Annotated in this window: 23 protein-coding genes and 1 pseudogene; 11 read left to right on the plus strand and 13 right to left on the minus strand. The window is 67.1% G+C overall.

The features are described 5' to 3' along the window. Window position 1 precedes the first annotated feature (1 nt). Both QJS31_RS27940 and QJS31_RS27945 read left to right on the plus strand, forming a co-directional pair. The gene (locus QJS31_RS27940) at window positions 2-1,996 is read left to right on the plus strand and encodes an EndoU domain-containing protein (protein WP_282779332.1); all 1,995 of its coding nucleotides are present in this window, start codon (window positions 2-4) and stop codon (window positions 1,994-1,996) included. Window positions 1,997-2,267: 271 nt separating this feature from the next. Continuing rightward, a complete protein-coding gene (locus tag QJS31_RS27945) occupies window positions 2,268-2,651 on the plus strand; it encodes a hypothetical protein (protein WP_282779330.1) in 384 nt (127 codons plus the stop codon). Window positions 2,652-3,299: 648 nt separating this feature from the next. Here the strand turns inward: QJS31_RS27945 and QJS31_RS27950 are convergent. Continuing rightward, a pseudogene (locus tag QJS31_RS27950) lies at window positions 3,300-3,410 on the minus strand (IS21-like element ISAau2 family helper ATPase IstB); the annotation flags it as partial. 33 nt (window positions 3,411-3,443) lie between these two features. Here QJS31_RS27950 and QJS31_RS27955 point away from each other — a divergent pair. The 3 genes from QJS31_RS27955 to QJS31_RS27965 all read left to right on the plus strand — a co-directional run bounded on the left by QJS31_RS27955 (window position 3,444) and on the right by QJS31_RS27965 (window position 4,957). After that, entirely contained in the window at window positions 3,444-3,683 is a 240-nt protein-coding gene (locus QJS31_RS27955; protein WP_282779351.1) for a putative toxin, read from the plus strand. Window positions 3,684-3,830: 147 nt separating this feature from the next. Further along, a complete protein-coding gene (locus tag QJS31_RS27960) occupies window positions 3,831-4,235 on the plus strand; it encodes a hypothetical protein (protein WP_282779328.1) in 405 nt (134 codons plus the stop codon). Between the two features lie 365 nt (window positions 4,236-4,600). Next, window positions 4,601-4,957 (plus strand): YbaB/EbfC family nucleoid-associated protein, encoded by a 357-nt coding sequence (locus tag QJS31_RS27965; RefSeq protein WP_282779326.1) that lies wholly within the window; start codon window positions 4,601-4,603, stop codon window positions 4,955-4,957. Between the two features lie 242 nt (window positions 4,958-5,199). Here the strand turns inward: QJS31_RS27965 and QJS31_RS27970 are convergent, their stop codons facing one another. After that, window positions 5,200-5,526, minus strand: coding sequence for a MerR family transcriptional regulator (locus QJS31_RS27970; RefSeq protein ID WP_244961527.1), 327 nt, complete (start codon window positions 5,524-5,526; stop codon window positions 5,200-5,202). A gap of 581 nt (window positions 5,527-6,107) precedes the next feature. Continuing rightward, window positions 6,108-6,467: a hypothetical protein gene (locus QJS31_RS27975; protein ID WP_143979400.1), complete on the minus strand. Its 360-nt coding sequence runs from the start codon at window positions 6,465-6,467 to the stop codon at window positions 6,108-6,110. A gap of 735 nt (window positions 6,468-7,202) precedes the next feature. Here QJS31_RS27975 and QJS31_RS27980 point away from each other — a divergent pair. Next, window positions 7,203-7,346, plus strand: coding sequence for a hypothetical protein (locus QJS31_RS27980; RefSeq protein ID WP_169335037.1), 144 nt, complete (start codon window positions 7,203-7,205; stop codon window positions 7,344-7,346). A 42-nt stretch (window positions 7,347-7,388) separates the two neighbouring features. Continuing rightward, window positions 7,389-7,781 carry a VOC family protein gene (locus QJS31_RS27985; protein WP_282780641.1) on the plus strand — a complete coding sequence of 131 codons (393 nt, stop codon included), beginning with the start codon at window positions 7,389-7,391 and terminating at the stop codon, window positions 7,779-7,781. Between the two features lie 54 nt (window positions 7,782-7,835). On the opposite strand, the gene QJS31_RS27990 is transcribed toward QJS31_RS27985, so the two are convergent. From QJS31_RS27990 to QJS31_RS28000, 3 genes are all read right to left on the minus strand, one after another. Further along, window positions 7,836-8,045 carry a hypothetical protein gene (locus tag QJS31_RS27990; RefSeq protein WP_282780642.1) on the minus strand — a complete coding sequence of 70 codons (210 nt, stop codon included), beginning with the start codon at window positions 8,043-8,045 and terminating at the stop codon, window positions 7,836-7,838. Beyond that, complete coding sequence (locus QJS31_RS27995; protein WP_306358117.1) at window positions 8,042-8,227, minus strand: hypothetical protein; 186 nt, start codon at window positions 8,225-8,227, stop codon at window positions 8,042-8,044. Before QJS31_RS27995 ends, QJS31_RS27990 begins: the two co-directional genes overlap by 4 nt. Window positions 8,228-8,382: 155 nt before the next feature. Then, window positions 8,383-9,567 (minus strand): helix-turn-helix domain-containing protein, encoded by a 1,185-nt coding sequence (locus QJS31_RS28000; RefSeq protein WP_282780644.1) that lies wholly within the window; start codon window positions 9,565-9,567, stop codon window positions 8,383-8,385. A gap of 121 nt (window positions 9,568-9,688) precedes the next feature. Between QJS31_RS28000 and QJS31_RS28005 the strand changes: the two genes are divergently transcribed. After that, a complete protein-coding gene (locus QJS31_RS28005) occupies window positions 9,689-10,573 on the plus strand; it encodes a hypothetical protein (RefSeq protein ID WP_306358118.1) in 885 nt (294 codons plus the stop codon). Window positions 10,574-10,772: 199 nt separating this feature from the next. On the opposite strand, the gene QJS31_RS28010 is transcribed toward QJS31_RS28005, so the two are convergent. Further along, window positions 10,773-12,383, minus strand: coding sequence for a Na+/H+ antiporter NhaC family protein (locus tag QJS31_RS28010; RefSeq protein WP_306358119.1), 1,611 nt, complete (start codon window positions 12,381-12,383; stop codon window positions 10,773-10,775). 586 nt (window positions 12,384-12,969) lie between these two features. Between QJS31_RS28010 and QJS31_RS28015 the strand changes: the two genes are divergently transcribed. After that, on the plus strand, window positions 12,970-13,512 hold the full coding sequence (locus tag QJS31_RS28015; RefSeq protein ID WP_306358120.1) for a carboxymuconolactone decarboxylase family protein: 543 nt from the start codon (window positions 12,970-12,972) through the stop codon (window positions 13,510-13,512). Between the two features lie 51 nt (window positions 13,513-13,563). On the opposite strand, the gene QJS31_RS28020 is transcribed toward QJS31_RS28015, so the two are convergent. Further along, a complete protein-coding gene (locus QJS31_RS28020) occupies window positions 13,564-14,574 on the minus strand; it encodes an AraC family transcriptional regulator (protein WP_306358121.1) in 1,011 nt (336 codons plus the stop codon). 220 nt (window positions 14,575-14,794) lie between these two features. On the opposite strand from QJS31_RS28020, the gene QJS31_RS28025 reads away from it, so the two are divergent. Next, window positions 14,795-15,259 (plus strand): hypothetical protein, encoded by a 465-nt coding sequence (locus tag QJS31_RS28025; RefSeq protein WP_282780653.1) that lies wholly within the window; start codon window positions 14,795-14,797, stop codon window positions 15,257-15,259. Between the two features lie 101 nt (window positions 15,260-15,360). On the opposite strand, the gene QJS31_RS28030 is transcribed toward QJS31_RS28025, so the two are convergent. The 5 genes from QJS31_RS28030 to QJS31_RS28050 form a co-directional block, all read right to left on the minus strand. Further along, window positions 15,361-15,813 carry a flavodoxin domain-containing protein gene (locus QJS31_RS28030; RefSeq protein WP_282780668.1) on the minus strand — a complete coding sequence of 151 codons (453 nt, stop codon included), beginning with the start codon at window positions 15,811-15,813 and terminating at the stop codon, window positions 15,361-15,363. A gap of 42 nt (window positions 15,814-15,855) precedes the next feature. Further along, the gene (locus QJS31_RS28035; RefSeq protein ID WP_282780654.1) at window positions 15,856-17,535 is read right to left on the minus strand and encodes an MFS transporter; all 1,680 of its coding nucleotides are present in this window, start codon (window positions 17,533-17,535) and stop codon (window positions 15,856-15,858) included. Between the two features lie 9 nt (window positions 17,536-17,544). Continuing rightward, on the minus strand, window positions 17,545-18,963 hold the full coding sequence (locus QJS31_RS28040; protein ID WP_282780656.1) for a condensation domain-containing protein: 1,419 nt from the start codon (window positions 18,961-18,963) through the stop codon (window positions 17,545-17,547). 34 nt (window positions 18,964-18,997) lie between these two features. After that, window positions 18,998-19,927 carry a glucosyl-3-phosphoglycerate synthase gene (locus QJS31_RS28045; protein ID WP_306358122.1) on the minus strand — a complete coding sequence of 310 codons (930 nt, stop codon included), beginning with the start codon at window positions 19,925-19,927 and terminating at the stop codon, window positions 18,998-19,000. Window positions 19,928-20,269: 342 nt separating this feature from the next. After that, window positions 20,270-21,136: an alpha/beta fold hydrolase gene (locus tag QJS31_RS28050; RefSeq protein ID WP_306358123.1), complete on the minus strand. Its 867-nt coding sequence runs from the start codon at window positions 21,134-21,136 to the stop codon at window positions 20,270-20,272. A 152-nt stretch (window positions 21,137-21,288) separates the two neighbouring features. On the opposite strand from QJS31_RS28050, the gene QJS31_RS28055 reads away from it, so the two are divergent. Further along, the gene (locus QJS31_RS28055) at window positions 21,289-22,344 is read left to right on the plus strand and encodes a mechanosensitive ion channel family protein (RefSeq protein WP_195144330.1); all 1,056 of its coding nucleotides are present in this window, start codon (window positions 21,289-21,291) and stop codon (window positions 22,342-22,344) included. Window positions 22,345-22,486 lie beyond the last annotated feature (142 nt).

Raw genomic sequence — 22,486 nt, forward strand, 5'->3', positions numbered from 1 at the left:
CATGCCGACACGGCGACCCACCGTGCGGCGGATCACCGCCGCAGCCGGGCTGCTCACCCTCACCGGTGCCGCGACCGCCGCCCTGTGGGCGGCACCGACTCCGGTGGCGGCGCAACCGATCTGCATCCCCAACCCCATGCTGGGCATCTCCTGCCCGCCCCCACCACCTCCCCCGCCCGGACAACCCGGGATGCCGACCACCGCCGCCCCACCCACCCCGGGCATCCCCTCCCTGCCCGACCAGCCCGGCACTGGCGGTGGCCCCAACGGTGGCGCGTTCGTCCCACCCGCGGCACCTCCGTACGACGGCACCCCGCTGATCCCGGTGCCGGGCGCGACCGAACCCGTCCTCCCCGGCAACATCCCACCGGCACCGACCGCACCCCCACCTGCCCCAGGACAGCCACCTACCGGGGAAGTGCCTACACCACCGCCACCCGCGGAGGGTGAGGACCTCGTGGCGCAACTGGAACGCGCGGCGCGCCTGCACGAGCAGGGCGTGCTGTCGGATCAGGAATTCGCCGACCTCAAACAACGCTTACTCCGCAGCGACATGCCACCAGCACCGTCCGCTGACCGGCCGGGGTCGCCGTCCACTGATCGACCACCCGCACCGGTGCCCGAACCAGCCGAGCGCGACGGATTCGACCCGCGCACAGTAGCGCTCATTGTGGCCGGTGCAGCGGCGTTCACCGCTGCGGCTAGACGCAGCGGTGGCAGTACGTCGTTGGGCTCTCTGCTTCGATCCGGGCTGGCCACGACTGCCGTGCGCCGCGCTCCCGGTGAAGATGGCGGCAATCCGTGGGACGACGTGCCCGGTCCCCACCCCCAACCGGGCCAGATCAACGCCGATTCCGCGCGCGCCCACATTCTCTACGGAGACGGGGAGGGGTCGGGCGGGCATATGTCCGGCTCCGCCACAGATCCAGGTAAAACGGAGTTCCCGGAGGACTGGGGACCGGACCGCATCATGCGGGCCGTCGAACAGGTCGCCAACAACCCCGACCAGCCCCCTGAATGGCAGGAAGACAAGGGCACATGGTTGGTGAAGGGCACCGTCGATGGCGTCGCAATCGAGGTAGCCATCATGCCGGACGGCACTGTCGTCACTGCGTATCCGACTGGGGGGCCGGGAGTGACCCAGCTCGATGAGAACGGTGACCCGCAACCGATGTCGGAGGACAACGGTGAGGGTGGGGGGAATGACGGTGGCTCGCAAGGATCCGACGAGTCGGACTCGCAGGGAACCGGTGAGTCGGATTCGGGCGAATCGGGACCGGCCGCGACATACGAATCGCCGCAGCCGGATGCCGACGAGTCGGGTGCCGGGCAGGATTCTCCGCCGTTGCGGACTCAACCCGACCCCGACAGAAGGGTGCCGCAGCACGGACTACCCGAGCCGCCCCCCGGCTACCACTGGGCGCCCGGCGCGGCAGACAACCCCATGCTCGACAACCCAGATTCGTGGGTACTGGTCCCCGACGATCCCGATGGACCGCCGCCATCGGAATTTCCCGAAGCCCCACCGAACTGGAGGTGGAGCAGTATCAATACCGACGGGACTCCACAGCTGATCCCCGAGCCGCAGCCCAACGGAATGCCCGAACCACCCGAGGGCTACACCTGGGGAGGCTACGGCCCGGGCGGATTGATCCTCGTGCCCGAGGACCCTGCCGCCCCCGAAACACCGCCGGAACTGCCGACCTTGCCGCCCGGTTGGGTGTGGCAGGAGGGTGCCGATGGACCGGTCGCGACCGTCGATCCAGCATTCAACCCGCCGAGCGGCCCCGCCCCATCGGGCGATCAGGCACCATCGAGTTCGGGTGGGGGTGACGGTTCGGAGGGTGGTGGCGGGCTGAATCCTCCGCCCGCAGTTCCGGGCGTCGGGCAACGACCCGGCGACCGACCGGCACCTGGACGCGAACAGCCGGCACCAGGAAACTCCGAACCAGGGCGCGGAGGTCTCGGCGGCCGCGGCGGATCTGGTGGCGGCTGACCTCACCCGGTCGACAGTGATCGCCCAGCGAAGTGACGTGGCTTTGGAGGAGAATCTGCTTGAACGCGACATCTGGTTTGCGTCCGGACATGCCAGCTCTACCCGTTGATGGCGGTGTCCGTGGTGGTCCCAACGGGCAAGGACTGGGCCGCCTGCGGCGGAATCGAAACTCGATATTCCCGAAGACAGCCCCGCGGTATGGGGCCGTGGGCCGGACTACGCGACCACTGACACCGATCGCACTGATTGAGCAGGCAGAACGGAGGCGCTCATGACGGAGAAGTCCTGGCGCGATGAGGAAGGGCGATGGCACCTCACGCCCGAAGACCGCGCCGAAAGGATCAAACGCGGCAACGAAAGGCGGCGAGTCGGCCAAGCTCTACTGGATGCCCTGACCGGCCGGGTACCACAGAAGGTACTCGCCCAGCTACGAACCTTCCACTCCGTCGGCGAGTACCCGATGCTGTTCAGCAACCTTGCCGCAGCGCTGGTCAACCACAACATTCCGATCACCAGCGAGGAGCGCGACCTGCTTTGTGAGATGCTGTACTCCATCGAACCGACCATTCCCGACGCGTACCCATCGATCCGCGATCGCGATCAGGTGATGGTCTCGCTCAACGTGGTACAGGCCGACGGTGCTGCCGGGGTATAGCAGCGGCATCTTCTGGACTGCTCCAGGGACAGCGATTGGCCGCGCTCGCCGACTATGAGCCCGTAGAACGGGCATGACAGTTCCAGGGCGGCGCTTTCGTCGCGCCCACGGCACGCCGTACGACGGCACTCGCTGATCCCGGTGCCGGGCGCGACCGAACCCGTCCTCCCCGGCAACCAGCCAGCCCATCCCGCACTTGGCGGGCCTCCGGAGGGGGAGCCCCGCACTCGACACTTCCGGCACCGGGCCGCAGGTCAGGCACTGCCAATCCGGCCGCGAACGCGCCGCTTCACCCCGACGTCGGCAGATATCCGCAGTTCACCGCGGGTGGGTGTTTGTGTGGATGCTGTACGTGCCGCCCCGGGGGCACGTACAGCATGGACACAACCCAATGCACGGCCCAGGCCCGCGCGCCTGAACCGTGCATACGGCCTATCGTTCCCTGTAGATATACCCCATTGCGCTGCGGCGGCCGTCCGTCGTAACCGCCACACATGGCAGCGCTGCCATCGTCGACCCCCTGCGGGCGTTCAGCATTGAGAACCCGGCTGATCTATCAGGTGCGGCATCCCGAGGAATCCCCGCTCTGGGGGCCGGCCATCCTCATGCTCTACAACGCGGCTAATTCGCAGCAGCGCTGCACCCTTTTCAGTCGTTGGTCGTGGCGGCGGGGACGTGGCCGAGGTAGCGGTCCTCGAGCCGGTAGCTGTCGCCCTCGAGCGAGATGACTTCGGCGTGGTGGACTGGGCGGTCGATCATGGTCGGCGGATCGACCTGTGCTCAGAGACCTCGGTGCCCCGAGTGGTCGACGACGTGAATCGCCAGGTCATGGAGGTGAAGAACACCAACGACATCGCCCGCTACAGCGACCAGATCGTCATCCAGGAGCAGTGGGCACGTGAACGTGGTTACACACCGACGTTGGTGGTCGATCACCGGACACAGATCGACGACCCTGTAATCGCAGACAAGATCCGAACCGGCCAGATCCAGCTGTTGCGAAAAGAACTGGATGACAACAATGACCCCTGAGCACGCCCTCATCACCTACAAACACATGCCCGCTGGCAGCGAAAACGGTGGCACGGATTGGATGAACAACGTGCCGGCCCGGTACGTCCACGGTCAACACGGTTTCGACCGACGGATCATGGAGGAACTCGCGGCCGTGAATGTGCCGTGCTACACCCTCGACGATCTGTCCAACGGTCCGAGAACATCCCACAGGGCATCCCCATCTTCATCGACTGGCTTGCCCACCTCGAGACCCGAATCCCCGGTCCCGAAACCGAGCACCGCTCCATCATTCGATCCGGACTCATCCGCAACCTCATCGACCCCGCCGCTCGCGGCAACCAGCAAGCCATCGACCTCCTCATCGCCCAGGTACGGCACCAACCACCTCTACCGACCCAGCACCGGGAATGGGCATGCGCCGGCCTGGGGGTGATTGCCGCCAAGCAGAACTTTGCACAGATCGCCGACCTGCTCGCCAACTTGCCGGAGGGCACCCCCAAGAGCGCGCTCGTCGAGTACCTCGGCAAGGTCAAAACACCGGAAGCACGCGATCTCGCAGTCAGCTAACTCGGCACTGGTCCGCGTGAAGCTGCGATCAAAGCACTAGTCCAGATGAAAGCAACCGGCGTCCGCCACCTGATCGAACCACTGCTGGACCATCCGTATGCCTCCATCCGCAAGCAGGCGAAACGCGCTTTGGAAAAGCTGCCATCCTAGACAAGCCCAGCGTGCGAAGCACCGAATATTGGTCCGTTCCAACGACTTCTGACTGGATGACCTTTTCGTGGGAACCCGCCCCGGCTGCACCGCCCTCGAAGCGGGCAACGGCACCGCCCATCGATTGCGGTTATCACGTCAGCGCCCCTAATGTTGGTGGCCGATGCTCCGGACAGATCACGGGGTGCGCTTGAACGACACTCAGGGGGTCGACCATGAGTTCCGAATCGGAGCAGCGGAACGCGCGACTACACAGCGCGATCGAAGCGGGCCGGGGTCGTGCCGAGACATCCGGCGGCGCAGTAGTAGTCGAGACCGACCTGGAAGGGACGATCACCAAGCTGCACATCTCAGAGGCCGCCATGTCCGTGGAACCCGAGCGACTGGCGAAGGCCATCATGGCATGCCATGAGGCCGCACGGGAACGGGCCCGAACCGAAGCCGCCAAGCGGTACACGGAACTGCTGGAAACGCCCGGACTCCTGGATCAGAAAGCCCCCAGCCCGAACACCGCAGCGGACACGCCGGAGTGGGAAGAACTCAACCCGCTGTTCATAACACGCACAGTGTGATCAAAATCGAAACCCACGGGACGATGAGACAACCGTTGCGGTGGAATGGTTTCGGCGTGACAGCCTCCGCGACTCGATGCCGTGTACGTGCCACCCCGGGGCACGGCTTCGACATCGAAGTCGGAGGGCCGGCACACCTGTGGAGCAGAGGCAGACGGGTTCGCGCGTCCAGGACGTCCGCGCCATCTGGAGCTCTCTCGTCGGCCACTCACCGCAGGCTGCCTGCGTTGGCCCCGCACGGGCTACGGGTGCTCCGAGTCGCGGGCTTCGTGCGTGTCGAGGGCGTGCTGCAGGGTGGCGTTGAGCGCCTGCGCCTCCGCGAGCTGATCTTCCAGGATCACGATCCGGCAGGCGCCCTCCAAGGAGTTCCCTGCATCGATCAGCTCACGCACCCGCGCGGCGATCCGTAACTGATAGCGCGAGTAGCGGCGATGCCCACCCTCCGAGCGTTGCGGGGTCAACAGGCGCGCCCCATCCAGGGAGCGCAGAAACGCCTGGGTCACACCGAGGAGCTCGGCGGCGCGACCCATGCTGTAGGCGGGGAAATCCTCGTCGTCTAGTCGGTCCACCCCGCTTCTATCCGGAGTGGGAGTCATATCCGGTTGCTGCACAGCACCTCTCAATTTGCCAACGGCCAGAGGCCCCGGCGCACTGTGCGCCGGGGCCTGGGAAATACGTATACGAAAGGGTCGAGTTGCTCACCGGCCTCCAAAGGCCGATGGCATTCACAGCTCCCGAGAGCACTCGGGTCGTACAACTGGGTTTCGACTACTCAGTGGCCACCACCTCCATGCGTACGCATCTTGTCTGCGAGCCTTCTTGCTGTGCCGCCCCGCCGGCGGCGGTCCAGCAGCCAGTGGGCCAGCCGGATTCTCGCCTGCGTCGGCGGGGCGGGGTACCGCATACCAGGCAGTTCACCTGCCCAGTCACTCGATCTCTCATTTTTGACAACAGTGAAATTACCCAACAGCATATGGAATGTCTAGAGTAGCCACTGAAGATTTTCTGGTGAGTGATCGCCCATCGGAAGGATCAGTCGGCGGCACGACCTGGCGATTCCCCCGTCGAAGTGCATCGATGAGGGGTGTAAGTGGCCGCTGCTCTGATCGGGTTACCTTCGTTCGATCGGATGAGGGGCCGCGTCTGCTCGCTACGGCAAGACGAGGCAGGCGGAGCCGGTGTTGATGCCGGTGCCGACCTCGAGATTGATTGCGGGACCGCCCTCGGAGGTTTGGTAGGCGACGATCCGGTGCCAGCCGGGGTTCGTCGGGGTCCACTGCACGGTCGCCACACCATCGACCGGCTGGATGTAGTTGCTCGGTGAGAAGACTGTCGAGGGGTCGAAGTCGTAGAACGACACGGGGGCGGCGTCGTCGACGGTCGCGGTCAGTGTGTAGGTGCAATTGGTGCCGTACTGCTGGGTCGGCCCCCAGCTGAGCCCGGGTGAGGCGTGTAGGCCGGTCACCCGCGCGGCGGCATCCGGCGCGGTCACCAGGACGGAGGCCGCCACGCCGAGCAGAGCAACCGACGATCCGAGCAGTCTGCTGGTTCGTGGTGGCCGCGGTCGGTGTGCCGCACTGCGTATGTGCCCGGTCTCGGTGCGTCTCGACAGCGATAGCATCGTCGAATTCCTTTCAGTCGCCTGTCTTTACGATGCATCAACCGATCCCGAGGGCGGCAGAGCCGAAGGTCGTCAGGATGCGCGGGCTCCGCGGACGGCAGTCGCGACCTACCGGGATCGTGCTGGCCGTGGGGTGAGGTCGCGGCGCGCAATGGGCGGGAGGGCGTGAATTCCTGCTGTTCGACACCGGTCTCGCCGACCCCGGCGGGATGTATACGGCGGGCTTGGGCTGGGCATCCGACTTCCCCGGGTGACGCTCCAGCTGCTCTGGCCGATCGACCACACATGGGGTCGTGGCCAGAACACCGGCGTAGGTGGCAGCGAGCCTACGGGCAGGTTGCTGTCTTCCTCGACATCGCGGGAAACGGGTGGAATCTGCTCGGACCGCCCGCACCGACAGTGGGTTGATCAGTCGGAGTCGACGGGCCGTTGCGCGTGGGTGCGTTCACGCCAGACTGCGCTCCGGCCAGCCGGAGCATGGCGATCCCGCACTGGAAGCTGCCCCTCGGTAGCTCCGCTGATCGATCGCGAGACGCCTGCCCCGATACGGAACTGGGGCCTGCCGTGGTGGCGTAGGGTCGAGGTAACGAGGCCATCGAGGCTTCCGAACAAAGGACCAACCAGTTGTCCGACAAATCTCCGCGTAGCAAGATGTCCAAGGCTCAGGGCAAGACCCTGAAGGAGAAACGAGCGGAGAAGAAGGCCAAATCCGCCAACCCGCAGCCCGCAATCGAGGGTTTCGAGAAGAAGGGCAATAAGCACCGCTGAACTGCGGTTGGCCGCACCGGACGCGGGCCTATGCTCAGATGGGTGCATCTGGAGCTGGTGGCGATCGTGGTCGAGGAATATGACCTGGCAATCGAGTTCTTCGTCGGGGTGCTGGGCTTCGACCTGGTAGAGGACGTGCCGTCGCTGACCAACGATGGCAGACCCAAGCGGTGGGTGGTGGTTCGTCCGCCAGGTGCGCAAACCGGAATCCTGCTGGCGCGTGCGGACGGCGAGGGGCAGGCGGCCGTAGTCGGCGGTCAGGTTGCTGGTCGCGTGGGGTTCTTCCTGCGGGTCGATGACTTCCGGTCGGAATATGCTCGGCTGGTCGCAGCGGGCGTCGAATTCGTGACACAACCGCGGTCCGAGCCGTATGGCTGCGTCGCGGTCTTCGTGGACATTGCCGGCAACCGGTGGGATCTACTGGGTCCTGCCTAGTCGTGGCCTGCCGGGATCGCGCCGCAGTCCGAGATTGTCGACTAAGAAGGGTCGTCATGGAGCGTCCGGCTCGACGTCTTCGACGGATTCCGGCTCCACGTCGATGATCTCGCCATTGTGGCCCAGCAGGCTGAGAGCCCCGCTCATGTCGCGATCCGGTTTGGCCAGCTGTTCGGCGGTGATCGGCCAGCCGTCTTCGCCGACAGGCCATATCCCGTCGTCGCGATGCTGGTAGGCGACGTGGCCGCCGTCGCGGGCGGTCATGGCTCAGTCCTGATGGGCCGGTTCGAATCGGGGACGACCTTCCCGGCGTCGACCAAGGCCGACCAGGCTGCGGCCTTGGTGTGGCAGGTGTCGAGGTGGCAGTTGATATGCACCTGCATGGCGAGGCCCGGGTGTTGCCGACCCCATTCGCGGTTGTGGTGGCTGAGGCAGTCGAATCGCACGATCGCTTCCCCTCCGATGGGCGGGTGATTGGGAGGCGGCGCCACCGGGATGTCGTGGACGAACTCGACCTGGCGATGCTGCCCGACCACAGCATCTACGCCCGTCCAACCAGGATGTTGCCACGGTGGCAAAAGCGTGCCGGACGTTCGGAAGGCTAGACGTGCAACCCCGCCCGATACGCCATGCCGCGCAGCTCCCGGCCGACGGCGTCACGTTTGGCGCGGGTAAGCAACTCGGCGAGCACGGAGCGCATGAACGGGTGGCGGTGAATCCGTGCGGGGGAGATCTTCTCGGCGCGGCGCAGCATCAGAACAGCATCGGTCTGACGCTTGGGCAGTCGCGCCAGGGCGCGGCCGTACTCGCGGTAGTACGCCGACTGCCGTGCGGGTGTCAGTGCGCTCGGGTCGATAGCCTCGGCAATCCTCGCGGCCTCGGGGTGCTCGCCCGCCTCCAGGGCCACACTCATGCGCCACACGCCAACGTTGGATGGGCCGAACCCGAACCACATGGCGTTCCCGTCGCCGGTGCGGGCCGCGAGGTCATCGGCATGGTCGATCGCCGCCCGTCGTTCCCTGTCGTCCAGCTTGGCGGCCGACACGAGCGCCTGTGTAAGCGCGAGCATTCCGGCGACCTGCATCCCCGCTGCGCTGTCTGTGCTCGGCTCGGCCTCCGACAGGGTGCGGGACGCGAGGTCGAATCCGCCCGCGCTCACCAGTCCGAAGGCAGTCCCGAACGCGCTCACCGCGCTGTAGAGGGGATCTTCGAGCCGTTCGGCCGCTTGCTTGGCGGTGGCGGCTGCTTGCCAGGCCAGGTCGGTGCTTGCGCCGATGTCGGACAACCATGCTTGGGTGCCCTGAACATGGGTGAGCACTGCGAGTTTCAACAACTCCTGTTCGTCGCGGCGTGCGTCCAAGGTGGTGTGCAGATCGCGCATCAGACTGGGCAACTCGGCACCGACGAGTGCGTAGTCACACTGCCGTTGTGCTTCCAAAAGACTGGTGGTTCTCGCTTTCAATGCTTCGGTGGGCGTGATGTCGCCGCCAGGTTCTCCCATGCTGACCGACAGCAGGGACAGTCGAACATCTCCGAGCGAGCGATCCTCGTCCAGTTCGCCACTGACTCCGACCGCGCCGCGGGTGATCTCACTCGGGGCGACCTCGAGTGCCTTGGCGAGAGCAAGGATGAGCGAGCGGCGGTCCAGTGCGCGTTCGCCCGATTCCAGTCGAGACAGGTAGCTGGTGGAGATCCCGGCGAGGCCGGCGACGACTGCGAGGGACTTGCCACGCGCGTGTCGAATCTGTCGAAGCGTCTGACCCATACTCGTGCCATCCACACCCATATAGCCACGCTACGACCGGCCGGCCTGTTCATCCAGGGGTTCGGTGATAGCGACCGCGCGTAACAGCAGCGCTCGGCGTACGGCAGGACTGTCCGCCAGCCCCGCTGACTAGGCTGACCGGGTGCGGTTCACAGCGGATGTCGAGCGTGGTGGGTGGCTGCTGGCGCGGGTCGGCGAGGTCGGGGTCGGCAGTGTGGCTGGTACCGGGTTCGAGGCTTATGCGCGGATTCTGCATCCGGTCGAGGCGTTCCGCCGCGATGCCACGATCACCGACGAGTGGGGCAATCCCGCGATCGTGGCGGAGGCGATGTGGCCGTGGGCCGAGGTCGCCGCGCGCAACGGCAGGGTGATGCATCCGCTGGTGCAGTGGCGCAGGCTCACCGATGATGAGGACGAGGCGGCGATGTCGTTCGACGACGGCTGGGAGGTCGGCCAGACCGTCGAGGGGTGGTTCGATCCGAAGCTGTTGGCCGCGCTCGGCGTTCACCTTCGCGCGGCTACCGAGGCACCCGAACAGGTGACGGCTGGAGTGTGGAATGGGTTCGGCGAACTGAACACACCCTCGGACGCGGTGTTCGTCGCGGCCACCGATGGCGATCCGCAGGACGTCGAGCGTGAGCGAGCTCGCATCGACGCCGAGCTGGTTGCGTCTGTGGCACCGGAGGTCCGGCGGGCCGTCGAGGCGGGGCCTTTCCTACGCTGGCCGGGACGCGACTTCCTGCTGTTCGACACCGATCTCGCCGAACTCGCCGACCCCGGCTGGGTGTATGCGGCGGGCCTGGGCTGGACGAGCGACTTCCCCGGGGTGACGCCCCAGCTGCTCTGGCCCGCCGATCACGCATGGGTTGTGGCCAGCGAGATCGACTTCGACTCCACGATCGTCGCCGGCTCACGGGCTCTGATCGATGCGGTGTCGGCCGACAACAGTTTCGAGGTTTTCGAGATCGCCGAGGAGTCGGATCTGAGCTGGAACGGCGACGCGATCAACTGCGCGCCGCAGGGCTGACACGGACCGCCGGGCTTTCGGCTCACGTTCGCGGTGAGCAGCCGCAAAGTTCTGTCATGACGGAATCGACCGCAGGGATGGTGGTCGCTGAACGACTTCCAGAGCTGTGATGGCGCGATAGCTCTCGCGCGCCACCACGGTGCGGGCGTCACCGCCCGCACCGTAGAAGACGAATCCAACTCGTCGTGTGACAACCCCTCTACAGCACCACGAACGCCAATGTGGTCGAGGTCGCCGCAGCGAGGGATGCGGCGGCGAGGGCGAGGGGGATCTGCGTTCGTACGTGGTCCATGACGTCGCCGCCGCAGGCGAGGGCGGACAGGATCGTCGTATCCGAGATGGGGGAGGCCTGGTCGCCGAATACCGCGCCGCCGACGACGGCACCGAAGCACAGATGCAGGTAGATCGGGTTCGGGTCGATGGCGTAGGCGAGCGGCATCGCGAGCGGGAAGACGACCGCGAAGGTGCCCCACGACGAGCCGATGGAGAACGCCACCACCATGCAGATGACCATCAGGATGGCGGGCAGCAGCGGATCCACCACCCAGTTCGACGTGGTTTCGACGATGTAGTTCGCGGTGCCGAGTTGCTTGGACACATAGCCGAGCGTTACCGCCAAGGCCAGGATCAGCGCGCCGACCGTCACACCCTTGCAGCCGTCGACGAAGCCCTCGATGGCCTCGCCGAGCGGGAGGCCCTTGACCAGTGCCAGCACGATCGCGACCACCACCGCCAGGCCGAATCCTTGCGCGATCAGCACCTTTCCGGTGATGGCATAGGAGCCGACTACCACGGTGAGCAGGACGCCCATCGGAACGGCGAAGTCGGCGATGCCCGGCGAATAGTCCTTGGGCAGCTTCATGGTGACCAGCTCGTCGGAGGTGATCGGCTTGGCGGTCGGGGAGTTGAGCTGTCCGGTGGTGCGGGCGCGGTGGATGGCCTTCTTCATCGCGCCGCCGACCCACGGCAGCTTCCCCCAGGCGAACAGCAGGGTCGCCAGCAGCGCGAAGATCGCGTAGAAGTTGTACGGGATCGAGCTGATGAAGAACGCGATGCCCTGATCCTCGGTGGCGAACAGCGGGGTGGTCCCGACGATCAGGCCCGCCACGTAGAGCGGCCAGGCGTTGAACGGGAGCACGGTCGCGACCGGAGAGGCGGTGGAGTCGACGATGTAGGTCAGCTCCTCCTTCGACACCTTGTGCTTGTCGGTGAGCGGGCGCACGGTGGTTCCGGCCAGGATGGTCGAGATGGTGCCGCCCTGATGGAACAGCACGCCCACCAGCCAGCCGAAGACCCGGGCGCTGACGGGGCCGCGCACCAGGGTGCGGCCCGCCATCTCCGCGAATGCCTGCGCGCCGCCGGTGCGCGTCCACAGGCCGATCAATCCGCCCAGTGCCCACAGGTAGACCAGCAGGATGGTCGCGAACGAGACGGTGCCCAGCGACGGAAGCATGAAGCCGTCGACGATGTTGTACTCCGCGCTCACGACGCCGCCGGTGACGACGCCGAGGAACAGCGCGGCCACCACGTTCTTGGTCGCGAATACCACCACCAGCGTGACCAGGGCGGGCAGCAGGCTGAACGCTCCCACATGGTCGCCCTCGGCCGGAAGCGTGCCGGGAGAGAGGAATCCGAGGGCGATCAGGCCGACCGACAGCGCGATCACCCCGATGAGACCGCGCGACCGGCCGATGTGCCGGGCTGGGGAGACCTTGCTCTCCGACGCGTCGGTGCTCGGTCCGCCGGGCCGAGCGGAGTCCACGCTCGGTTCTCGGATCTCGGATATCGAATCGATGGATTCAGTGGACATGGCGACCTTTCCGATGCGATCCAGTGCGGAACTCCCGCTGGGAGACGGTCTCGGTCCACGGAACAAGTTGTGCCGCAGTGGTATCCGTGCCGGCGAGGCCGCGTTCGTGTTGGCGACGGCGTCGGAAACTTCCTCTTATATAATGTGCCGTCATATAGCGGCACGATACTTGGTGTAGCGACAATGGGTTCGGCCATGCTTCCCATGCGTGGGAAACCCTGTCGTGGATGTCACCCCCGTCGATCTGGGTGTCGTGCCGGGATCCGGCGCTCACTGTCGCATGCGTCCGTAATCCGGTCGATGCGGTGCGACCCGGGTAGAACGTGTTCCTTGTTATGGTCTGGCGGTGTTGGGCGTGGAGCATCGGGTTCAGTGCTCAGGGCGCGGACCAGGCGTATGCCGAGTAGCGGATCGTCGGTCCGATGCTGTCGGGAAATGTCCCCCGAACCGGTCGTGAACCGTCCGCTGTGTGGCGGCGCGGACCCTCGGCGCGGGGCGGATTCCTCCGTACCTTTCGAAGTGTCCGAAAACGGAAGCGAATCAACGGGATTCGCGCTTCCGGGATCGCTCATCGAAAGGAAGAATCATGTCTCGTCTCCCCCTCGTGCAGCCCGAACAGGCCACCGGCGTCGCCGCGGGACTGCTTGCCACGGTGCAGAAGTCGCTCGGCGTCACCCCGAATATGACCAAGGCGATGGTGAACAGCCCGGCCGTGCTGCAGGCATACCTGGGTTTCTCCGGCGCGCTGGGCGGCGGCAAGCTGCCGGCCGCGGTGCGGGAGCAGATCGCGCTGCTGGTGGCGCAGGAGAACGGGTGTGACTACTGCCTGTCGGCGCATACCTACATCGGCACCAACCTGGCGGGCCTGCAGGCGACCGATACCGAGCGGGCGCGGCGCGGGCAGGGGACCGATCCGACCGCGCAGGCCGCACTGACGCTGGCGGCGGCCGTCGTGCGCACGCGCGGCGGCATCGAGGACGCCGATGTGAAGGCCGCGCGGGAGGCGGGTCTCGGCGACGAGGAGATCGCCGAGGTGCTCGGCAATGTCGCGCTGAACGTGTTCACCAACTACTTCAACAAGGCCGGTGGCGTCGAGATCGACTGGCCGGTGGTGCGCGCCGACAGCTAGATCGACGGGGAAGTCCGCCCGGGGCGCGGATCGCGTTCCGGGGCGGGCGATCTAGCCGGTGCGGCGCAACTCGGCCGGGCTGGTGCCGTACCAGCGGTGGAAGGCGCGGCGCAGGGCGCGCACATCGCTGTAGCCGACGCGGGCGGCGATCGATTCCAGCGTCAGCGAGGCGTCGCGCAGCAACCGGGTGGCGCGCTCCTGCCGGGCGCGCTCCACCATCTCGCGCCAGCTGATCTGCTCCTCGGCGAGCCGTCGTTGCAGGCTGCGCGGGCTCATGGCGAGGCGGGCCGCGACCCGATTCAAATCCGGTGAACTCCCGTCGTCGAAGATCGCCTCGATCTCCGCGTACACCTTGTCGAGCCAGCCCAGTACCGGCCGGGCCGAGGTGATCAGCGTGGCGGCGTGATCGGTCACGATGGCGTGCAGCGCCGGATCGGAGCCGGGCAGGGCGGCGCGCGCATCGCGCTCGTCGATGAGCACCCGCGCGTGGTCGGCGCCGAAGTCGATCGCGTCGGTGCCGAAGAAGCGGCGCAGGTGATCGTAATGGCGGGGCGCGCGGCCCGGCAGCAACACCTGCCGCGGAGCGATGTCCCGGTGCAGTGCCGCGCGGGCCTGCTGGATCACCAGCCCCAGCGCGAATTCGCCGATGATCTGTTCCAACTCACTCGGTTCCGGCCCCAGATACGCGACCGACAGCGCACCGTCCTCGGTACTCACCTCCAGCCGCGACTCCGGACTGGTGACGGCCGCGAAATTGGCGGAGAGCGCGACGAATCCGCTGGCCAGGGTGTCCGATGAGGAAACGAGGTAGTCGCCCGTGCGCAGCATGCCGCGCTCCCAGCGGGACGACACCCGCACGCCGCCGCCGAGCGGTTGCAGGGCGTGAACGGCGGTGTCCCACAGGTGATGGAGGGTGGCGGTGGGGATCCGTATCCGGGGGTCGGCGGTGTCCAGGGGCACGGCCCCGAGTGTCCGGTCGATCTCGGCCTGCGGAATACCCGCCGTGCGGGCGGCATCCGCGATCAGGCGCGCGAGGTGGGCCGGAACAGTCCTGTCGATCACCGAGGCATATTAACCGCCAGAATTGTCAAGTATGTCCGGATAGTTGGCGTGGAATGTCCGCTTTCTGGCGTGTTCGGGCCGTCGGAGTCCGCCACGTTGGTGTCCTCGGACGTCGTGGTGCGGTGACCTTCTGCCCTTGGGATGGGCGTCCGCCGGGATCAGGCTGAGGTGGTCGTAAACGAATGTGTCGGCGCAGCGCCGACTTTCGAGGAGGAACGCCATGAAACCGTTGTCGGAATCGCTGCTGGAGCTGTCGGATCGGGTCAAGCGGATCGAGGAGGCGTCGGCGGCGGCGCGGGAGCAGAACCGGGCCGCGGTGCGGGCGCGGCGGGAGGAGTTCGAGTCCGCGGTCGAGCGGGAGGGTAAGGAGTTCGAGCACACCGCCACCGAGATGCGGGAGGCGACGCAGCGCTGGTGGGCCGAGGCCAAGAACGCGCTGGAGCGCCAGTTCGAGGCCATGCGAGCCGATTTCGAGCAGTGGCAGGCCGATGCGCACGGTGCGGCGGCGGGGAAGGCTTCGCCGCGAGCGGTGCAGAGCGCCGAGGATGTCGCGGAGGTCGCCGTCGTCCTGGCCCGCTACTGCCTCGACGCCGCCGAATGGGCCGTCGCCCGGGCGCAGCGGGCCCTCGGCGACACCGAGGACAAGGCCGACACCCCGACCGAGCAGCCGGTACGACAGGGCTGACCTGCGCGGACACAACCGCCATCGTCATGGCTCGAACGCTCGCGACCACGGCGCGAGCGATGGCGGCCGGTGGTGTGCCCGCTGCGCCCCTGGCAGCGCACTCAGACCGCGGCCGGTACCGGGATGGGCAGGGTGCGCGCCCACGCGCGCGCCATGTCCCTGGCTCGTACCTCGGTCGAGGCGTCGTGGCGGCCGTGCTCGCCGACCTGGGTCGCGCCGCACGCGGCCAGCTTCTCGGCCGCGATCTCGCCGCCGCGGTTGTAGGTGTCGCCGTAGACGGTGTCGCCGAGTCCGAAGACCGCGAAGCGCAGCCCGGTCAGGTCGGGCGTGGTGGCGTCGAGCCGGTCGAAGAAGGGTTCCGCGCCGGTGGGCAGGTCGCCGTCGCCGTAGGTCGAGCAGACGACGATGTGGAAGTCGTCGGCGGTCAGGTCGCCGGGGTCGAAGTCGGTCATGTCGTAGACCGAGACGTCGTAGGCCGACAGTTCATCGGCGACGCACTCCGCGACCGCCTCGGAAGTGCCCATTTCGGAACCGAACAGAATGACGACGCGCACCACGTCTCCCTTCTCGAACAAGTTAGCCTAGCCTAGGCTAACTTACCCGATGGGAGCCTTTCGTCGACGCAGCAGGAAGGGCAGACTCGCCAACCCGACCGGAATGAGCAGGACCAGGATCGAATCCCGGAAGGCGGAGACGAACACCGTCCCGGCCAGACTCTCCGAGGACTCGCGGACCGCCGCCGCCACCTGCTCGCGCAGGGCCGAATTGCCCTGCTGCTGTGAAGATTCGGAGTGATCGCAGCCCGCCGGAGTGCGCTCCGGCGTGGATGACTGGAGTTGCAGCGTCGCACACCGGGAGAATTCGCCTGCAATGGTGGGAGCGAAGGGCGTCACCGCCGTCAGCCGCTGCTGCAATTGGTCCCGTTCGGTGTTCACCGCCGCCGGTGCGCCGGTGGCGACGGAGTGGAAGAACAGAATGCCGATCAGCGCCACCCCCAGCGAGTTCCCGACCTGCTGCGCGGTGGGCACCAGCCCGGACGCGGAATCGATCGAGCGCGGCGGCACCGCCGCCACCACCGCGATCTGCAAGCGGGCCGCCGCCACCCCGACACCGAAGCCGCCGAGCAGCAGCGGCACCAGCAGCACCGGCCACGACAGCCCGGCCGGAGACGGATCCAGTGCCAGCAGCCAGCCCACCAGCAGCACCCCGAACAGCACACACCCCACGCCGACCATCCGATTGCCCAGCGCCCGAGCGAATTTCGGTGCGATCAATGCCCCGGCCACCGCACCGGCCGAGAACGGCAGCGTGGTCACACCGGTGCGCAGCGCGGTGTACCCGAGCCCGAACTGGAGCGATACCGACATGGTGAACAGGTAGGCCGCGAACACCCCGTACACCACCAGGCAGGCCACGATCCAGTACGCGAAGCGCGCCGAGACGAACAGGCCCGGATCGACCAGCGGTGAACCACCCCGCGCGGCCGTCCGGCGTTCATGGGCGACGAAGGCGGCCAGCACCGCCGCCGACGCCGCCAGCATGACGAGAATCGGTGTCGACCAACTGTGTTCGCGCCCGATCGACAGGCCGTACACGAGGAGGAAGAGGCCGATCGCCGCCAGTAGCGCACCGCCGACGTCCACGGCACAGCGCTCGGACACCACCGAGCCGCGCAACTGCCGGGCGGCCAGCACCAGCGCCACCGCTCCGGGAATCAGATTCACCAGGAAGATCGACCGCCACGACAGGTCCAGCGGATTCGCGCCCAGCAGCAGCCCGCCGGCCAGCGGTCCGAGCATGGCCGCCGTACCCGCGGTCGCACCGTAGAGCGCGAAGGCCAGATTGCGACGGCCGGTATCGGCGAACCGGGCACTGATGATCGCGATGGGCTGGGCGGAGACGGCTCCGGCGGCCGCGCCCTGGAGCACGCGCGCCGCGATGAGCGTGAGCGGGGTGGGCGCGATTCCGCAGAGCACCGACGCCCCCACGAAGACCGCGAGCGCGGCGGTGAAGAAGCCACCGCGCCCCCACCGCATTCCCAGCCGCGCGCTCGGCAGCAGCGAGCAGGCCAGCGCGACGGTGTAACCCGTGAGCATCAGCGAGGATTCGGCCGAACTCGCGCCGAGTTCGCGCACGATGTCCGGGATCGCGACCGTCACGATGGTCGCGTCCAGCATCTGCATGAACACGGCGATGAAGACGGCCGTCACCGCGAGCCAGGCGGAGGAGTGCGGCGCGGGGGCGGCGGTGTCCCGCGATACGCGCAGTGCGCTCATGGGCCGCCCCTACGCGACATCGAGTGAGAGCGGGCTGGTCCCGGAGTGCGTGATCGACTCCATGACCTCGGTCAGCGCATCGCAGTAGCGGGCCATCGAGCGGGCGGCGATATCGGTCTCCGGGAACAGCGATGCCATCCAGATCATGTCGTGCGTGCGCTGCACCCAGGAGTACACCTCCTCGGAGGTGCCGCGGCTGCCGAAGAAGGAGAAGTTGAGCGCGGTGAACAGCTCGGCGCCCGGCAGCTTGCGCATATCCAGGAACGACAGCATCGGGGCGACCCACCCGCGCCGGACCTCGAATCCCTCCCGGGCTTCCAGCAATTCGACGACCCGGTGCAGCGACACCTCCGACAGGCAGCGGCCGTCGGTGAAGGCGGCGTCGGCGCGCCGGGCGGTGTCGGCGAAGCTCTCCGCGGGGTCGAAGTCGAAGGCGATCGGGATCAGGCTCGCGTACCAGCCCACCGAACGGCGTTCGGCCGCGCTGACCCGGGTGTTCTTCGGCGACAGGTTGAAATACCAGGTGCGCCCGGACAATTCGTATTCGGCACGGGCCGCGGCGGCGAAGATGCCGGACACCAGGCGCACCCCCGCACGTTCGCATTCGGCCTCGAAGCGGTCGGCGGCGTCGCCGGACAGCAGCACCCGGCGGTCCGAGGCGGCCGACGCCGACTCCCGCGTACCGGGATCGCGCAGCGGCAGCGGGAAGCTGGGCAGCCTGCCGCCATTGGCCATGATCCGATCGGCCCAGGCCACGATCTGCGGTGACCGCGCGTCCAGCGCCGCGGCCCGGGAACGCTCCCGGCCGCTGTGCTCGCGGTAGCTCGCCGCGGGCACGGCGTCCAGGTGCTGCGCACCGCTCGGGTCGTAATAGAGCTGCACGAGTTCACCGCTGATGATCCCGCCGGAGACGGCATCGCAGTTGATGTGGTCGGAGGCCACCACGAAGGTGAACGAGGTGCCGTGGTCGATCACCGCGAAGGTGAAGCAGTCCCAGCTGGTCGGCCCCGGGGTGATCCGCTGGAGAATGCGGCTCACCAGCGGGCCGTCGATCTCGCCCCAGGAGTCGGCGGTGAGCTGGATGTCCTCGGGCGCGAGCACGCGGCGCTGGATTCCGGCTGCACCGTCGATCTCGAACCAGCTGTGGAAGGAATCGTGTCGCCGCACGATCGCGGTCGTGGCGCGGACCAGCGCCGGAATATCGGGTGCGCCGTCGAGGGTGAACGCGCACAGCACCAGGCGATCGAACCGGCGACCCGACAGTTTCGCGGTGCGCGCCATTTCCAGGTACGCGTCCTGCTGAAAGGACGGTGGGGTGGCATCGGCGCGGGCGCGAAAAGCCGCCGCCCGCGAGGTTTCGCTGGGACGGATGACGGTCAACTGGCCGCCTTTCGGCCGCCAATCGTCGATGAGTCCGCTCTGCATCATGGCAAGAAGTCCTCTGAAATGGTGGAAGTCGAATTCAGGACGCGATTTTCAACAGCGATCCGATGGGCGGCCGCTGTTGCGCGTGCAGGTCGAATTCGCGGGGTACGAATCCGTCTACGCCGAGTGGGAACTGGACGATTCCGGCGCCGGAATCGGGGAGCCCGCAGCGTCCGAGCGCCGTCGCGACGATCTGTCGGCTCATCACCCCGAGTTCGTGCAGCGGCCGGTTGCGGTGCTTGCGCACGCCGAGGTCGACCTGCCCGATGCCCTCCGCGCCGTACTGGTCGAAGACGTCGATCAGCAGCCCGATCTCCACGCCGTAGTGCGGCGCGAAGGCAAGCCGCTCGAGCGCCTGCCGGGTGGCGGCATATTCCCCGCCCAGCGGTTGCACCACGTGGCGCAGCCCCGGTCGCAGCGCGGCCAGCAGCGGGCGGGCCACGAGTTCGGTGACCCGGCCACCGCCGGATTCGTCGAACGACTCACCCACCAGCAGCGGCCGACGATAGTAGCCCTTGCAGAAGACCAGGCTCGGGTCCAGCAGGAGCGGGCCGATGAGCTTGGGGACGAACTGCGGATCGGGATCGATGAGATCGGAATCCATGAACATCACGATGTCGCCGGAGGCGACGGCGAGGGAGCGCCACAGCACCTCGCCCTTTCCCGGGACGGGGGGATGGTCGGGAAGTACCGATTCCCGGCTGACCACGGTGGCGCCGGCTTCGGCGGCGACGCGCATGGTGGCATCCGTGGATCCGGAATCCATGACGATCAACTCGTCGACCAGGCCGACCGGCAGGCGCCGCACGGCCCGGACCACCTCACCCACGGTGGCTTCCTCGTTCAGCGCGGGAAGCACTACGGAGACGGTCCGTCCGTCCTTGGCGGCGATCAGGTCGCGCGCCGTCCACTCCGGGGTTGCCCAGGTGCGGATGCCCTCATCAGATTTCGCGAACAGACCGGTCATATCGACCACCTCTTCTGGTGCTCGGAATGCGTTGACACTGCGAATCGCGGCGTTGCGATGAGGAGAAGCTACAACGCCGCTGAGCGACTGACCAGATTTAAGTAATAGGTTTCAGGCGGTGGTAACCGAGCATTAACTTATTTACGGTTAGACCAGGCAAATCGGGCATGTGCGGTATGGAATAATCGTGACCGCAGTCGCATTTCAATAATGTAGTGACGGGGGTCGCTGTAAGGCAAGTTCTTTCAGCTGGTAATTCCGCTGTTTTGAATCATAGTGCAAGAATTGCTTATTGTGCCAAACGACGCGACGGGGCGTATTGATATATTAGCTGAGAGATTGCTAGCGCAATAGTTCGCGAGCTCCGGCGCCGTACGTGTCCGGATCCTCGAGTTGCGGATAGTGGCCGAGGCCGGTCAGTTCCACCACTCGCGCCCCGGGCCGCAGTGCGCGCAGCCCATCCAGCACCGCCGTGGTGGCCACCGGATCCGCGGTGCCCCACAGCAGCCCCAGCGGCTTGTCCCAGTCCCGCACCGCGCCGTGCCAGCGCTGCGCGTGGGTGACGCGCTCGTCGAGATAGGCGGTCAGCAGATGGGCGATGCGATGGCCGCCCGCCCGCGACAGCAGCGCCCACTGCGCGGTCGCCTCCGCGCTGTTCAGCGGGTGCGCCGCCGAGAACAGTCGGGAGAACTCGCGAGTGAAGACGATCCGGTTGGCCAGGCGCGCCGCGACCGGTCCCAACGGGCCGCGCAGAATCTTCTGGATGGGTCGCAGGGTGGCCTTCTCCAGGATCACGCTGCCGTTGCTCAGTACCGCGCGGTCGAGTTCGAACGGAAGCGTGCCCTCGATCTCACGGGCGAGTAATTCGGTGGCGACCGAGGTACCCATGTCGTGGGCCAGCACGGCGATCGGGCCCGAGATACCGGTCAGCGCGAGTACCTCGGCCACGGTGTCGGCGTGCTCGAACAGGCTGTAGCGGTGCGGGCGGGGCTTGTCGGAGAGACCGAAGCCGGGGAAATCGAGCGTGATCCACGCCCGGCCGTCGAGCCGGTCCACGATGTGGCGGAAATCGAAAGAGCTGGAAGGGTATCCGTGCAACAGCAGGACCGTGGGACCCGAACCCGGGGCCGAACGGACGAACACCGAACCCGCCCGGCGGCGCAGCATCCGTCCGCCCGCGCGCCAGTCCCGAACCGCCTGTGGCATCACGACCCAGCACACTACGGGTCCCGCCGGGCCGGGGAAACCCGCGGTCGACGCATGCGTTCCGGGCGGGTCGCGATTCCCCCTTGCGGCGCGCCCGTTATCGAAATGTAACGTGGAGAGAGGACCGAGACGCCAAGGCAAGGAGTCCTGACACCTTGGAAGACGTATTGCGGCCGCTCATAGTCTTCGGCGGCACCCTCGCCGTCAGCATCATGGCCGGACTGTTGATCGACCGGGTACTGCGGTACAGCGCGAACCGACACCCCGGGTCGTCGCTGGCCACCCTGCTGCGCCGGATACAGCTGCCCCTGCAGGCGCTACTCGCCAGCGCCGGACTGCATTTCACGTATCCGCTCGCGGAACTGGAACTCCAGCAGGACGCCGTGATCCGCAATGTGCTGGCCACCCTGGCGATACTCGCCACCGCGTGGCTGGCCATGCGCGCCGCCGACACCGTGGCCGGGAACACCCTGGACAAGTACGCCAACCGGACCGCCGACACCGCGCGGGTGCGGCGGCTGCACACCCAGCTCGGCATGGTGCGCCGGATCGTCACCACGGTGCTGGTCGTGACCACGGCCGCGGTGGCGATGCTGATCCTGTTCCCCAATCTGCGCACCCTCGGCACCTCGCTGCTGGCCTCGGCCGGTGTCATCGGCATCATCGCCGGTGTGGCGGCCCAGTCCACGCTCGGCAATCTGATGGCCGGGTTGCAGATCGCGTTCGGCGATTCGGTGAAGATCGGCGACACCGTGGTGGTCGAGGGCGAGTGGGGCACCGTCGAGGAGATCACCCTGGCCTTCCTCACCGTGCGCATCTGGGACGACCGCCGCCTCACCATGCCCATCTCGTACTTCAACAGCAAGCCCTACGAGAACTGGTCCAAGGGCGGTCCGCAGATCACCGGCACCGTCTTCCTGTACCTGGACCACAGCACCCCGGTGCCGGAACTGCGCCAGCACCTGCACGAATTCCTGCGCGGCCGCAAGGACTGGGACGGCCGTAAGTGGAACCTGCTGGTCACCGACAGCACCCCGACCGCCATCGTGGTCCGCGCCTCCATGTCGGCCCGCAATGCCGACGACGTCTGGGATCTGCGCTGCGCGGTACGCGAGGAACTGCTCGGCTGGCTCGCCCGCTACCACCCGTACGCCCTCCCGAAGATCCCGACCGCCATGGTGAGCGGCGGCACGCCCGCCATGGCTGAGTAGCCTCGCCCGGCCGTCACGAATCGAGAGGTCGGCTGTTCGGTCGACCGTGGCGGTCGACGGCCTCGGGATTTCTCGGCCAGGAGACGACCCGCCGGGTTCGGAGCCGGTGCTCACTCGTTGGCTCGGGCGCTGGCACCGACGG

It is taken from the genome of Nocardia sp. CC213A, from assembly GCF_030766805.1.
In the GTDB taxonomy this organism is placed as follows: Bacteria; Actinomycetota; Actinomycetes; order Mycobacteriales; family Mycobacteriaceae; genus Nocardia; species Nocardia otitidiscaviarum.